Genomic DNA, 15,398 nt, shown 5'->3' on the forward strand with positions numbered 1-15,398 from the left:
GATTAACCTGATATTTCTTTTATCCAAGTTAAAACAGCAGGTGCAATATGTTCTGAATCATTTTTGTCAAACCACTTAATATCAGTAATTTCATTATCCGTATGTATATTATCCCAATTAATTGGTACGGTTGCTCGATAGCCATTTAACTCTGTTAACATATTTTCTTGAGGATATGCTTTTCCAACGACTGTACCTATATAAGACAATTCTTCATCTGAAAGTTCTAACTTTAATTCTTCTTTTAGCTCTCTTTTTAAAGCTTGTAATTGTGTTTCTCCTTCATCAATTTTACCACCCGGGAAATAATACTTTTCACGATGACGTACTTGTACAAGTAATATTTGGTCTTCTGTTTCTTCTACTAAGCAAACACATTTAATCATAACTTAACTCCTTTCGGCAGATACTTCTATAATCAAAATATATTTAGTTTTATGTTATCATAATTTCGCAAAATCTTTATCCACATTATTTTATCTATTTTAGTGTATAATCAATAAAATATGGGTAATCAATATTAATAACTACGTTTGCATTGGGATAAAAATAATACCCAAACGCATTGGAGGTGAAAACATGGCAAAAAAATCAAGCGCAACACGCTTATCAAATTTATTCGGAATCGCAGGATTTATTGTTGATGGCTATAATGGTATTAAATATGATGCTAAAAATAAACAACTCGTATACCTATCATTGGGCCTAAGTACATTAGGAACATTATTAGATTTTTATGTATCTATTAAATCTCCTTATAAATTCCGTAAATTAGGTGCATTAGTATCATTCGCTATTAATGGTGCACGTTTATTTACAAGCTTTAGAAAAGTAAAAAATGAATACTAAACACATGCTTTTTATATAAATAAGATCGTTTTAGTCTGAGTTCTCATATGAGGATTCAGACTTTTATTATAGCCTTAACTTTACGATGCTAAAAATCACTGATTATTTCATATAGTGTTTTATTTAAAAATATAAACACTTCCGTTCTCCATAATTTTATATATCAAAATATTTGTAATTCTTATTTATAGACATTAACATGACAATAATTCAAAGTTATTATGTTTCATTTTTCACAAAGTTTAAAATAACGAATCACTTCGGTATTACTGAAAGGAGTTTACCAAATGATTTACACGATTACATCTACCTTACCTCCCTCACATGGCGGTAGAACCCAAGCTTTATTAAGAAGAATTAAATTGATAGATGAAGAATTTAATATACCCACTAAAATTTTAACGACAAATTATAATAGAAACTACCCAAATATTTATAAAACATTTTTAGAAGACCATAAAGTCACTAAAAACATAGAATTCGAAAATATCTATGAATGGTTAACAAATTATAAAATTTATGACGTTCCCAAAACAAAATTCTTTAATAAACCAAAATACAATAAAATACCAAAACGTATTTCTGGGCTTAAATCTAAAAAGAATACTCAAAATCATGACATACATTATTATCAAAATAATCAATTAGTGCGTTATAGAAAATATTTCAATAATAATTCAATCTTACATTACGAAGATGTCATTTCGCCTGAAACTGGTTTGAAGACAAAACGAAGTGAATTTAATTCATATGGCTATTTGCATAGAATTATTTATTATTTTGAAAATTCTACAAAGAAAAGCCATGAAATGATGTATTATCCAAATGGTGAAATGTACTGCGAACGTCATTTTAAAGACAATAAAAAAAATAGCGTCAATTTAGTTAAACTTTTAAAAGATGGCAATGTATATCAAACTTTCTCCAATGATAAAGCATTCGCACAATATTATTTCGAACATAAATTCAAAGATGGAGACATTGTTTTCAGTGATGCAAGACTTTTAGACGATCCATTACTGGCACAATCACATCAGACTCGCAATATACTAGTATTGCATAGTTCTCATTTATCCGGAACTCAAATAAAAAAATCTTTCAAATATGCATTTGAACATAAAGAAAATGTTGAAAAGTTTATAGTCTTAACTCAACAACAAAAAGTGGATATTCAAGACATGTATCCTATTCCAGATAAGCAATTTGCAGTTATTCCTCACTTTATTGAAACAAACAAATCTGTTGATAATAAAAATGTTGAAGATCGTTTTGTATTTATAGGTAGATTCAGCAAAGAAAAACAATTAGATCATCTATTAAAAGCGTATATAGAATTTCTAAAAAGTGGTCATCAGACAAAATTGGCATTATATGGCAGAGATGAAGATAATCAAAAAGCTATGATGCAAGACATTATCGACGCAAATCATTTAAATAATCAAGTTAGCATTCATAAATATACTTCTAGTCCATTAGCCGAATTTAAAAAATCAAAAGCATCATTATTAACAAGTAGCTATGAAGGATTTGGACTCACAATTATGGAAAGTATTTCTATGGGATGTCCTGTTATTTCATATGACGTTAGATATGGCCCTAATGAAATTATCGATCATGCTAAAAATGGTTACTTAGTTGAAGCGAATAATATTAATCAATTAGCCAACTATATGACTCAAATCATCGAACAACCCCTCACTAATGTTGAAAATAATGAAAAACTATATTACTCATCAGCTGTTAAACATTATAAGCAATTACTCGAAGCGTTAAAGGCAATTTAAAAATATCCTCCTCACTTTGTTATTAATGCAAAGTAAGGAGGATATTTTATGACTGATATTCTAAATAAGATTGGATTCCTTTTTCAACAGAATATTGAGGGTTAAATCCTAAACTTTGAATTGGTGAAATATCTGCATATGAATGTTTAATATCTCCAACTCTTTCCTCATCATAAACGTATGGAATACTATAATTAAAATGCTGTTCAAATATATTTACCATCTGCTTTAAAGTCGTTTGTTTCCCCGTTCCTAAATTATAAACATTGCCATTAACGTTATCATTGTTCAATACTAACCAACATGCTTCAACTAAATCATCAATATAAATAAAATCGCGCGTTTGCAAACCATCTCCATAAAACGTGAATGTTTCTTTATGCTTAAATTTGTGATGAAGAATTGAAATGACCCCTGAATAATCAGAATATGGATTTTGTCTAGGACCATATACATTGAAGAATCGTAACGAAACGGTAGGTAAATGGTACAATTGATGATAAATTTTAGCGTAACTTTCTCCAGCATATTTTTGTACTGCATATGGAGACCTTGGATCAATACGTGAATGAATTGCTTTAGGCAGCCCTTCTAATTGTCCATAAACGGCTGCAGATGATGCAAACAAGAATCTTTTAACATTAGAATGCTGTAACCTGAGTGTTTCTAAAATATTCAACGTAGCATCGATATTCACTTGGTTAGATTGTCTCGGTTGTTGAACTGTTTCCACGACGCTCACCATTGCTGCTAGATGAATGACATAATCAAATTTTTCTTTTTTAATTAAATCTGAGACAAATTTCAAATTATTGATATCTTCTTGATAGAAATACTCTTTATTAACAAACGGTATATTTTCTATACGACCAGTTGATAAATTATCAATTACATGTACTTCAATATTATTTTGAATACATTTTTGCGCTATGTGTGAACCGATAAAACCAGCTCCACCCGTAATTAGTGCTTTCATGTTGTTGTCCTCCTAGGTGCCTGCACGGTATAAACCTTGTAATTACTGTGTGATTATCTTTTAAAATATAATAATGATTGCTTGATCAAAAAAACTACCGAAAAAGTAATTAAACTTAATCAGTAGTTCTATGTTCATATAAGATGATATTAATGAATATATCTATATGTATTCACTTGATATGAAGGAATTGTTCTATATGTCACAATACCTGGTGACGCTGCCCAGTTCATTTCTGAAACTAAAATACTACCATCACTATTAACTCGCTCTACAAAAGCGACATGACCATAGTATCCTGAATCACTTTGAGCGATTGAACCTACTGTTGGTTTGCCATCAATTGTGTATCCATCAGCTGCTGCTGCGTTATCCCAATTGTTTGCATTCCACCAATATGTGCTAATGCCTTTTCCAATTTGAGCACGACGGTTGAATACATGATATGTACATTGTCCCCATGTATATAAGTTTTGATGATTAAATACTGGTGTATTGTAACCATTATTACTTGAGTTAGCTGTATTTGAACTACTGTTTGATGTAGAAGCAGTACCTGATACCTTTAATTTTTGGCCTGGATAAATAAAGAAATTAGATAATCCATTTAGGCTCATAATTTTTTGATAAGTTGTACCATATTTAGCAGCTATTGATGATAGAGAGTCTCCCGCTTGTACAGTATATGTTGATGAGCTGCCTGTAGTTGAAGCCGAACTACTTGGTTTACTAGTACTAACTGTACCTGATACTTTTAATTTTTGGCCTGGATGAATTAAAAAGCTATTTAAACCATTTAATTTCATTAATTTTTGATAACTCATGCCATATTTAGCGGCTATTGATGATACTGAGTCCCCTGCTATTACTGTATATGTAGACGAACTTGCCCCTGTAGATGATGAACTACTCGGTTTACTAGTACTAGTTGAACCTGATACCTTTAATACTTGGTTTGGAAATATTATATTAGAAGATAAATTATTCAAAGATTTTAATTTCGAAATAGATATTCCATATTTACTAGATATAGACCAAAGAGATTCGCCACTTTTTACTGTGTGTGTCGTTGCTGCGTCTGCTTGTGTTGCTGCAATAGCACTCACTGCACTTGTCCCAATGATTGCAGCAATAATTTTTTTATTCAATTACTTATTCCTCCTCAAATACTTCTATTTGTTTCTCGGATTTTTTATACAATATGTATTATACGCTCCTAATATGTATATGGTGTTTGTATTTCATGACATTATGATTACAAATATAATATTTTTATCGAATTGATTCATATATAAAACTCATCTCTACTATATATATGCGCAATTTTCTTTTCATCTTGAATCTTTACAAATAGCATCAATTTATAAAGATTTTTAAGTTCTATATTAATTTACAAATACTAACCTTTATACTTCTAAAGCTTCACTCTTGATTCATCGCACATTATTTGGGAGTAAATCTATAACCTTCATTAAACCATTGAACATTGAAATTTAATTTATAAAATGAATGTTTAAAGTGCGATTAACAATCATATAGACTATTCCAAATCTTTTAGCAGCTATGTTTTAACAAGTTAATACTACTAAAACCAAAATTTATTTTATGCTATTATTGAATGTCTAAAACTTTAAAATACTCTGTCATAACAGTCTCTATAGCTATTTTCAAATATTACATTATATAAACATTTACATAATCATGATTATTCTTCCTTTACTTATTGTGTTTTAGGGTGTATAGTTAATCTAACGTAATAAAAGGTCGTGAATTTGATTGAAGTTTATTTGTTTAGAATATACTCTTTTGATTTAATGAAATTTGTTACAAATATTTAGTGCAAAAGCACGCGGAGGTATTCTATATGAATAACGGTACAGTTAAATGGTTTAATTCAGAAAAAGGTTTTGGTTTCATCGAAAGAGAAGATGGAAGCGACGTATTCGTACATTTCTCAGCAATCGCTGAAGAAGGATACAAATCATTAGAAGAAGGACAAAAAGTTGAATTCGACATCGTTGAAGGCGATCGTGGAGAACAAGCAGCTAATGTCGTAAAAATGTAATAACATTTTCAAAGCAACCGTCATGGTTGCTTTTTTTATGCCTAAAATTATTTTTATTTATCTAATTATATTTTATTGTAATGAATATGTATTTATACTACTATTTGATTATTAATATAAAGAGAAAAGGAATGATTTAAATTGAGTATACTCACTTCTATTTTAATAATACTTGTGGCAATAGAATTCTTATTAATAATGGTGTTACAAACATTACTAACCACATCTAACAAAACGAGTCAAACTTTTAAAATGAGCACTTCTGCATTAAAAGATATAAATCTAAATACTTTAATGAAGAATCAAGGGCTTTACAACGGTTTACTTGGTATCTTCATTCTCTATGCCTATTTTTTGAGTAATCATCCTAAAGAAATGACTACATGTCTTCTTATATATATGATTATTGTTGCTATATATGGTGCGCTTACAAGTCAAAAAGCCATCATCGTTAAACAAGGGCTTTTACCAATACTTGCACTTCTATCATTATTATTTTAATCCATTCCGTTAAGTCGATATTCGATTTAACGGTTTTTTATAAAAAATGACCCATTCCAGTATATTGGAATGGGTCTTTATTATAACTATATTTGTTCTTTTGAGTTACTCTTTATTTTTCCTCTTCCTCTTCATCTTCTCTACGACGTTTGAAGAATAAGAATAACGCTCCTAATCCAGCTAATAATGTACCGAATAATGTACCTTTATTTACACCATCTTGTCCAGTTTCAGGTAATTCACTTTGATCTTTTTCATGATTATTACCTTTATTTGTTGATGATGTCTCATGGTTACTTTGTTGTACAGTGTCATTTGAAGTTACATTATTTCCAGATACATGACCTTGTGTTGGTTGTTCTGTTGGTTGACCTGGTTCTGTTACTTCACCTGGATTTGTTGGCTCTGCCGGTTGACCTGGTTCCGTTGGTTCATCTGGATTTGTTGGGTCTGTCGGTTGACTTGGATCTGTTGGTTCACCTGGGTTTGTTGGGTCTGTTGGGTGACTTGGATCTACAGGTTTACCTGGATCTGTTGGGTCTGTTGGGTGACTTGGATCTACAGGTTTACCTGGGTCTGTTGGGTCTGTTGGGTGACTTGGATCTACAGGTTTACCATCATCAATCACTGTTCCATCAGTAGATGGAGACGTATTTCCATTAGCATCTGTTGCTGTAACGCCAATATGATCTCCACCTTTTAGATTTTCTCCAACTGGGATGTCAATCACGTAGTTACCGTTCTCATCTGTTTTACCTGTTGCTGTTGTACCATCTGGGAATGTAATTGTCACTGTTGAATTTGGTTCTGCTTTTCCTGTGATTGTTTTGTCTCCCTTATGAACTGGATTAACAGTTGGCGCTTCTGGTGCTGTTGTATCTGTTACTACTGTTGTTGCTGGTTCTGATTCATTACCATCTTTGTCTGTAGCTGTTACTGGTAATGTTTCTCCGCCTTTTAAGTCTTCGTTAGATGGAATATCAATCACATAATTACCGTTTTCATCTGTTTTACCTGTTGCTGTTGTGCCATCTGGGAATGTTACTGTCACGGTTGAACCTGGTTCCGCTTTACCTGTGATTGTTTTATCTTCACTTGTTACCGGATTGATTGTCGGTACAGATGGTGCTGTTGTGTCTGTCACTACTGTTTTTGCTGGTTCTGACGTATTGCCATCTTTGTCAGTAGCTGTCACTGGTAATGTTTCTCCGCCTTTTAGATCTTCGTTAGATGGAATATCAATCACATAGTTACCATTATCATCTGTTTTACCTGTTGCTGTTGTGCCATCTGGGAATGTTACTGTCACAGTTGAGTTTGGCTCTGCTTTTCCTGTGATTTGTGTATCATCACTTGTTACTGGGTTGATTGTCGGTACAGATGGTGCTGTTGTGTCTGTTACTACTGTTGATGCTGGTTCTGACGTATTACCGTCTTTATCTGTAGACGTCACTGGTAATGTTTCTCCACCTTTTAAGTCTTCATTAGCTGGAATATTGATGACATAGTTACCATTTTTATCTGTTGTACCAGTTGCCGTTGTGCCATCTGGGAATGTTACTGTCACGGTTGAATTTGGCTCTGCTTTTCCTGTGATTGTTTTATCTTCACTTGTCACTGGGTTGATGGTTGGTACTGTTGGTGCTGTTGTATCTGTTACCACTGTTGTTGCTGGTTTTGACGTATTGCCATCTTTATCTGTTGCAGTAACTGGTAATGTTTCTCCACCTTTTAAGTCTTCGTTAGATGGAATATCAATCACATAGTTACCGTTCTCATCTGTTTTGCCTGTTGCTGTTGTGCCATCTGGGAATGTTACTGTCACGGTTGAATTTGGCTCTGCTTTACCTGTGATTTGTGTATCATCACTTGTTACTGGGTTAACTGTTGGCGCTTCTGGAGCTGTTGTGTCTGTTACTACTGTTGTTGTTGGTTGTGATTCATTACCGTCTTTATCTGTAGCTGTTACTGGTAATGTTTCTCCACCTTTTAGATCTTCGTTTGACGGAACATCGATGACATAATTGCCGTTATCATCTGTTTTACCTGTTGCTTTCGTGCCATCTGGGAATGTTACTGTCACTGTTGAGCCTGGTTCCGCTTTACCTGTGATTGTTTTATCTTCACTTGTTACTGGATTGATTGTCGGTACAGATGGTGCTGTTGTGTCTGTTACTACTGTTGTTGTCTTATCTGATGTGTTGCCATCTTTATCTGTTGCAGTAACTGGTAATGTTTCTCCACCTTTTAGATCTTCATTAGCTGGGATGTCAATCACATAATTGCCATCTGCATCTGTTGTGCCACTAGCTGTTGTGCCATCTGGGAATGTTACTGTCACTGTTGAGTTTGGCTCTGCTTTTCCTGTGATTTGTGTATCATCACTTGTTACTGGGTTAACTGTTGGCGCTTCTGGTGCCGTTTTGTCAGAAACTGTTGTTGTTGCCGGTTCTGACGTATTACCGTCTTTATCTGTAGACGTCACTGGTAATGTTTCTCCACCTTTTAGATCTTCATTAGCTGGAATATCAATTACATAGTTGCCATCTTGATCAGCTTTGCCAGTTGAAGTGCTTCCATCTGGGAACGTCACTGTTACTGTTGAGCCTGGTTCTGCTTTACCTGTAATCGTCTTATCGTTGCTTGTTACTGGATTAACAGTCGGTACAGATGGCGCTGTTGTATCTGTCACTACTGTTGTTGCTGGTTCTGATTCGTTACCATCTTTATCTGTAGACGTCACTGGTAATGTTTCTCCACCTTTTAAGTCTTCATTAGCTGGGATATCAATCACGTAATTGCCATCTTGATCAGCTGAACCAGTTGCTTTTGTGCCATCTGGGAATGTTACTGTCACGGTTGAATTTGGCTCTGCTTTTCCTGTGATTGTTTTATCTTCACTTGTCACTGGGTTGATGGTTGGTACTGTTGGTGCTGTTGTATCTGTTACTACTGTTGTTGCTGGTTCTGATTCGTTACCATCTTTATCTGTAGACGTCACTGGTAATGTTTCTCCGCCTTTTAAGTCTTCGTTGGCAGGAATATTAATAACATAATTGCCATCTGCATCTGTTTTACCAGTTGCTTTTGTGCCATCTGGGAATGTCACTGTTACTGTTTAGCCTGGCTCTGCTTTTCCTGTGATTTGTGTATCATCGCTTGTTACCGGATTAATTGTCGGTACAGATGGTGCTGTTGTGTCTGTCACTACTGTTGTTGCTGGTTCTGATTCGTTACCATCTTTATCTGTTGCAGTAACTGGTAATGTTTCGCCACCTTTTAGATCTTCGTTGGCAGGAATATTAATAACATAGTTACCGTCCGCATCTGTTGTGCCACTAGCTTTCGTGCCATCTGGGAATGTTACTGTCACGGTTGAACCTGGTTCCGCTTTACCTGTGATTGTTTTATCTTCACTTGTTACCGGATTGATGGTCGGTACAGATGGTGCTGTTGTGTCTGTCACTACTGTTGTTGCTGGTTGTGATTCATTTCCATCTTTGTCTGTAGCTGTTACTGGTAGTGTTTCGCCACCCTTTAGATCTTCATTAGTTGGGATTTCAATCACATAATTACCATCTGCATCTGTTGTGCCACTAGCTTTCGTACCATCTGGGAACGTCACTGTTACCGTTGAACCTGGTTCCGCTTTACCTTTGATCTGAGTATCGTCACTTGTCACTGGGTTGATGGTTGGTACTGTTGGTGCTGTTGTATCTGTTACCACTGTTGTTGCTTTATCAGACGTATTACCAGCTTTATCTGTTGCTGTTACTGGTAACTCTTCTCCACCTTTTAAGTCTTCACTTGAAGGAATATTGATGACATAGTTACCATCTGCGTCTGTTGTACTACTTGCAGTTTTACCATCTGGGAACGTTACTGTTACTGTCGAATTTGGCTCTGCTTTACCTGTGATTTGTGTATCGTCACTTGTTACTGGGTTAACAGTCGGTGTTGATGGTGCTGTTGTATCTGTCACTACTGTTGTTGCTGGTTCTGATTTATTACCATCTTTGTCAGTTGCTGTAACCGGTAATGTTTCTCCACCTTTTAAGTCTTCGCTAGATGGAATATTGATAACATAATTGCCATCCGCATCTGTTGTTCCTGTCGCTGTGTTTCCATCTGGGAACGTTACTGTCACTGTTGAGCCTGGTTCCGCTTTACCTTTGATCTGAGTATCGTCACTTGTCACTGGGTTGATGGTTGGTACTGTTGGTGCTGTTGTATCTGTTACCACTGTTGTTGCTTTATCAGACGTATTACCAGCTTTATCTGTTGCAGTAACCGGCAATGTTTCTCCACCTTTTAAGTCTTCGTTAGATGGAATGTCAATCACATAATTACCATTATCATCTGTTGTACCAGTAGCTGTTGTACCATCTGGGAACGTTACTGTTACCGTTGAGCCTGGTTCTGCTTTACCTGTGATTTGCGTGTCATCACTTGTTACTGGGTTGACAGAAGGTACAGTTGGCGCTGTTGTATCTGTTACTACTGTTGATGTAGGCTCTGATTTATTACCAGCTTTATCTGTTGCAGTAACTGGTAATGTTTCTCCACCTTTTAGATCTTCGTTAGCTGGAATGTCAATCACATAATTACCATCTTGATCAGCTGTACCAGTAGCTGTTGTACCATCTGGGAACGTTACTGTCACTGTTGAGCCTGGTTCTGCTTTACCTGTAATTTGCGTATCATCACTTGTTACTGGATTTACAGAAGGTACTGTTGGTGCTGTTGTATCTGTTACTGTCGTTGTAGTTTCTCCAGATTGGTTTCCAGCTTTATCTGTAGCTGTTACTGGTAATGTTTCTCCACCTTTTAGATCTTCGTTAGCTGGAATATCGATAACATAATTGCCATCTGCATCTGTTGTACCACTAGCTTTTGTACCATCTGGGAACGTTACTGTTACTGTTGAGCCTGGTTCTGCTTTACCTGTAATTTGCGTATCATCACTTGTTACTGGGTTGACAGACGGTGCTGATGGTGCTGTTGTATCTGTTACTGTTGTTGTTGCCGGTGCTGATGTGTTGCCAGCTTTATCTGTTGATGTAACTGGTAATGTTTCTCCACCTTTTAAATCTTCATTAGTTGGGATAGTAATTGTGTAATTTCCATCCTCATCTGTTGTACCGCTAGCTGTATTTCCATCTGGGAATGTTACTGTCACTGTTGAGCCTGGTTCCGCTTTACCTGTGATTGTCTTATCATCGCTTGTTACCGGATTAACAGTCGGTACTGTTGGTGCTGTTGTATCTGTTACTACTGTTGTTGCTGGTTCTGATTTATTGCCATCTTTGTCTGTTGCAGTAACCGGTAGAGTCTCTCCACCTTTTAAGTCTTCACCACTCGGAATATTAATCACGTAATTGCCATCTGCATCTGTTGTACCAGTAGCTGTATTTCCATCTGGGAATGTTACTGTCACTGTTGAGCCTGGCTCTGCTTTACCTGTAATTTGTGTATCATCGCTTGTCACTGGATTCACTGATGGTACTGTTGGTGCTGTTGTATCTGTTACTACTGTTGTTGCTGGCTCTGATTTATTACCATCTTTGTCTGTAGCTGTTACTGGTAATGTTTCGCCGCCTTTTAGATCTTCATTCGCTGGAATATCTATTGTGTAGTTGCCATCTGCGTCCGTCGTTCCAGTAGCAGTCGTACCATCTGGGAATGTTACTGTCACTGTTGATCCTGGTTCTGCTTTACCTGTGATTGTCTTATCATCACTTGTTACTGGGTTGACTGATGGTACTGTTGGTGCTGTTGTATCTGTTACCACTGTTGATGCTTGTTCAGATGTGTTTCCAGCTTTGTCTGTTGCTGTAACTGGTAATGTTTCGCCACCTTTTAAGTCTTCGCTTGAAGGGATATTGATAACATAGTTGCCATCTGCATCTGTTGTGCCACTAGCTGTATGACCATCCGGGAATGTTACCGTTACTGTTGAGTTTGGCTCCGCTTTACCTGTGATTTGTGTATCATCACTTGTTACTGGATTCACTGTTGGCGCTTCTGGTGCCGTTTTGTCAGAAACTGTTGTTGTTGCTTCTTCTGATTTATTGCCGTCTTTGTCTGTCGCTGTTACTGGTAATGTTTCGCCGCCTTTTAAGTCTTCATTCGCTGGAATATCTATTGTATAGTTGCCATCTGCGTCTGTCGTACCATCTGGGAATGTTACCGTTACTGTTGAACCTGGTTCTGCTTTACCTGTAACTGTTTTATCTTCACTAGATACTGGATTCACTGATGGTACTGTTGGTGCTGTTGTATCTGTTACCACTGTTGACGCAGGTTGAGATGTATTGCCAGCTTTATCTGTAGATGTAACTGGTAATGTTTCGCCACCTTTTAGATCTTCGTTAGCTGGAATATCAATCACATAATTACCATCTGCATCTGTATTGCCTGTTGCTGTTGTGCCATCCGGGAATGTCACTGTTACTGTTGAGTTTGGCTCTGCTTTACCTGTGATTGTTGTATCTTCACTTGTTACTGGATTGACTGTTGGTGCTTCTGGTGCTGTTGTATCTGTTACTTCAGTTGTCGCAACATCAGATTTATTACCAGCTTTATCTGTAGAAGTCACTGGTAACTCTTCTCCACCTTTTAAGTCCTCATCTGTAGGAATATTGATAACATAATTGCCATCTGCATCCGTTGTACCAGTAGCTGTATTTCCATCTGGGAATGTTACTGTTACTGTTGAACCTGGTTCCGCATGACCTGTAATTGTTGTATCTTCACTTGTTACCGGATTAATTGTTGGTACTGTCGGTGCCGTTGTATCTGTTACTGTCGTAGTCGCTGCGCCAGATTGGTTACCTGCTCCATCTGTTGATGTCACTGGTAATGCTTCTCCACCTTTTAAATCTTCATTGGCAGGGATATCAATTGTATAATTACCGTCGCCATCTGTTGTCGCATTCGCTGTTGTACCATCTGGGAATGTTACTGTTACTGTTGAATTTGGCTCTGCTTTACCTGTGATTGTTTTGTCTTCACTTGTTACTGGATTAATTGTTGGTACTTCAGGCGGTGTTTTATCTAATACTGTTGTACCAGCATCGACTGACACATTACCCGCTGCATCTGTTGCAGTTGCACTTAATTCTTCATCACCTTTTAAGTCTTCAGAATCTGGAATACCAATTGTGTAATTGCCTGCTGCATCAGCTGTTGTTGAAGCTTTAGTACCATCTGGGAATGTTACTGTTACTGTTGAGTTTGGTTCTGCAGTACCAGTAATTGTTTTATCTTCACTTGTTACATCATTAATTACAGGTTCTTTTGGTGCTGTAACATCTACAACCGTTGTATTAGCAGCAGTTGATGTGTTTCCAGCTTTATCTGTTGAAGTAACGCCTAATGTTTCGCCACCTACTAAATCAATATTGGTAGGTACAGCCACTCGATAACTACCATCTGTTGCTGTAATTGCTTGAACCTTAGTACCATCTGGGAATGTTACTGTTACTGTTGAGTTTGGTTCTGCTTTACCTGTGATTGTTTTATCTTCACTTGTTACTTGATTGACTGTTGGTTGATTTGGTGCTGTTGTGTCTGTAACAGTCACGTTTGAATCAACTGATTTATTACCTGCAGCATCTTTAGCTGAAGCTTTAATTGTTTCTCCACCAGTAAAGTCTTCATTAGCTGGAATATTAACAGTATAATTACCTGATGCATCCGCAGTTGTAACTTGCGTAGTACCGTCTGGGAATGTAACTGTTACTGTTGAGTTCGGTTCTGCTTTACCTGTAACTGTTGTATCATCACTAGTTACCGGGTTAATCACTGGCGCATCTGGTGCTGTTGCATCTGTCACTGTTACTGTTGGTGAAACCGCACTTGTTTTACCATTTTTAGTTGCAGTTGATGTTAATTGAGTTCCAGCAGCTAAAGGTTTTGATAATGTTAACGTACCAGTTGTACTGTTTGCACCTAATGTAACTGTACCAATGACATTATTATTACTATCTTTTACTGTTACTGTTGAACCAGCAGTACCATGAACGCCAATAGTCGTATCGTTATCATCGACAGGATCCACTAATGGTGCTGGAACAATAGTATTATCTACAATATTAAATGTATTTGTTTCATCATTATCATAATTTGGTGCATCAATAGCAATTGTGTATTGACCAGCAGCTGATTTTGGAATCGTTACAGCAAATGTGCCATCACTGTTAACAGTAGACGTACCAATGACTTGACCTGCTGAATTAATGACTTTGGCAGTTTGTGTACCTGCATTTGGTTTTAACGTTACTGAACCACTAACTTTAGTGTCATTTATCGTAATATCTGCAACATTAGGCTGACCTACTAATGGTGACGTATGATATGTTTTCACTTCGTCTCCATCGTTTTTAGTATCGCCATCTGTGTCTGCATTATTTGGATCAGTTAATGATACTTCTCTTTCATAACTATCTAATAAGCCATCTTTATCATAGTCTTGTAATTCTAATGAAGATGTACCTAATGTGTTATTAATTAATTTACCAGCATTATCAGTAAGGTATCCTGCAAATGTAAAGTCTTCAACTTGGTCAGTTGTAGAACTAATTAAGTTACCTTTGGCATCGTATTGTGCATCTTTAGTTAAAATATTATTTGGACTTTGGTTTAATTTAATAACAATTCTCATACCTACTGTTTCAGGTAAACCATTATTAAATTCAATTAATTTATTTAAATCACTAGCTGTAATCGTACCATTACCATTGGCATCGATAGATAAATCAGCTACTTTGTTAGCAGCATTATATGTTTTATCAAAACCTTTTAATCCATCATAATCATATTTATCTAATTCAACACTTTGAATAAATGGAATTAAATCTTTATCAATTTGGTAATTATAACTCCATTGTTTATTTTGAGCGCCACCATATCCGAAGATACCATTTTTGATAACTTGTTGGTCAACGATAATCGCGCCATTGTCACCTACTTTAGTGTCTAAACTAGCCGTACCACTACTTGCTTTAAAATCATTTGAATTAGCTGTTGATGTATTGTTATTTAAAGAAACTAAATCTTTATCCGTATCTGTAAGGAAGTAACCACTACTTTCAGACGTACGAATAATTGTATTATTAGAAGAATCTCGAACATAAATTTGATAATTTAATTTATTATTAGATAAATCTCCAGCATTATTTAAAATATTACCCACAGTATCATCTAATTCAATTTTACCGCC

9 protein-coding genes are annotated in these 15,398 nt (G+C 35.9%); 4 read left to right on the forward strand and 5 right to left on the reverse strand.

What is annotated here, in order from left to right; translation table 11 throughout:
* Positions 1-2 precede the first annotated feature (2 nt).
* A complete protein-coding gene (locus LPC11_RS11590; RefSeq protein ID WP_023374590.1) occupies positions 3-386 on the reverse strand; it encodes an NUDIX domain-containing protein in 384 nt (127 codons plus the stop codon).
* Positions 387-579: 193 nt separating this feature from the next.
* On the opposite strand from LPC11_RS11590, the gene LPC11_RS11595 reads away from it, so the two are divergent.
* Together LPC11_RS11595 and LPC11_RS11600 are read left to right on the forward strand one after the other, a co-directional pair.
* Positions 580-849: a hypothetical protein gene (locus LPC11_RS11595; RefSeq protein ID WP_002451933.1), complete on the forward strand. Its 270-nt coding sequence runs from the start codon at positions 580-582 to the stop codon at positions 847-849.
* 287 nt (positions 850-1,136) lie between these two features.
* Positions 1,137-2,633 (forward strand): glycosyltransferase, encoded by a 1,497-nt coding sequence (locus LPC11_RS11600; protein WP_023374589.1) that lies wholly within the window; start codon positions 1,137-1,139, stop codon positions 2,631-2,633.
* 46 nt (positions 2,634-2,679) lie between these two features.
* On the opposite strand, the gene LPC11_RS11605 is transcribed toward LPC11_RS11600, so the two are convergent.
* Together LPC11_RS11605 and LPC11_RS11610 are read right to left on the reverse strand one after the other, a co-directional pair.
* Entirely contained in the window at positions 2,680-3,609 is a 930-nt protein-coding gene (locus tag LPC11_RS11605) for an NAD-dependent epimerase/dehydratase family protein (RefSeq protein ID WP_023374588.1), read from the reverse strand.
* Between the two features lie 149 nt (positions 3,610-3,758).
* Entirely contained in the window at positions 3,759-4,757 is a 999-nt protein-coding gene (locus tag LPC11_RS11610; RefSeq protein WP_041613822.1) for a LysM peptidoglycan-binding domain-containing protein, read from the reverse strand.
* A gap of 716 nt (positions 4,758-5,473) precedes the next feature.
* Between LPC11_RS11610 and LPC11_RS11615 the strand changes: the two genes are divergently transcribed.
* Positions 5,474-5,674 (forward strand): cold-shock protein, encoded by a 201-nt coding sequence (locus tag LPC11_RS11615; RefSeq protein ID WP_002450876.1) that lies wholly within the window; start codon positions 5,474-5,476, stop codon positions 5,672-5,674.
* A gap of 141 nt (positions 5,675-5,815) precedes the next feature.
* A complete protein-coding gene (locus LPC11_RS11620) occupies positions 5,816-6,175 on the forward strand; it encodes a DUF1304 domain-containing protein (protein WP_023374586.1) in 360 nt (119 codons plus the stop codon).
* A 112-nt stretch (positions 6,176-6,287) separates the two neighbouring features.
* Here LPC11_RS11620 and LPC11_RS11625 read toward each other — a convergent pair whose 3' ends face one another.
* Together LPC11_RS11625 and LPC11_RS11630 are read right to left on the reverse strand one after the other, a co-directional pair.
* The gene (locus tag LPC11_RS11625) at positions 6,288-9,284 is read right to left on the reverse strand and encodes an Ig-like domain-containing protein (RefSeq protein ID WP_231307279.1); all 2,997 of its coding nucleotides are present in this window, start codon (positions 9,282-9,284) and stop codon (positions 6,288-6,290) included.
* Between the two features lie 9 nt (positions 9,285-9,293).
* A complete protein-coding gene (locus LPC11_RS11630; RefSeq protein ID WP_231307280.1) occupies positions 9,294-15,371 on the reverse strand; it encodes an Ig-like domain-containing protein in 6,078 nt (2,025 codons plus the stop codon).
* Positions 15,372-15,398 lie beyond the last annotated feature (27 nt).

This window comes from Staphylococcus sp. HL28, assembly GCF_021117155.1.
GTDB lineage: Bacteria > Bacillota > Bacilli > Staphylococcales > Staphylococcaceae > Staphylococcus > Staphylococcus warneri.

Bases quoted from the DNA above. Each gene is read 5' to 3' on its own strand.
- LPC11_RS11590 (WP_023374590.1), bottom strand. From the start codon at position 386: ATGATTAAATGTGTTTGCTTAGTAGAAGAAACAGAAGACCAAATATTA.
- LPC11_RS11615 (WP_002450876.1), top strand. From the start codon at position 5,474: ATGAATAACGGTACAGTTAAATGGTTTAATTCAGAAAAAGGTTTTGGT.
- LPC11_RS11605 (WP_023374588.1), bottom strand. From the start codon at position 3,609: ATGAAAGCACTAATTACGGGTGGAGCTGGTTTTATCGGTTCACACATA.
- LPC11_RS11595 (WP_002451933.1), top strand. From the start codon at position 580: ATGGCAAAAAAATCAAGCGCAACACGCTTATCAAATTTATTCGGAATC.
- LPC11_RS11600 (WP_023374589.1), top strand. From the start codon at position 1,137: ATGATTTACACGATTACATCTACCTTACCTCCCTCACATGGCGGTAGA.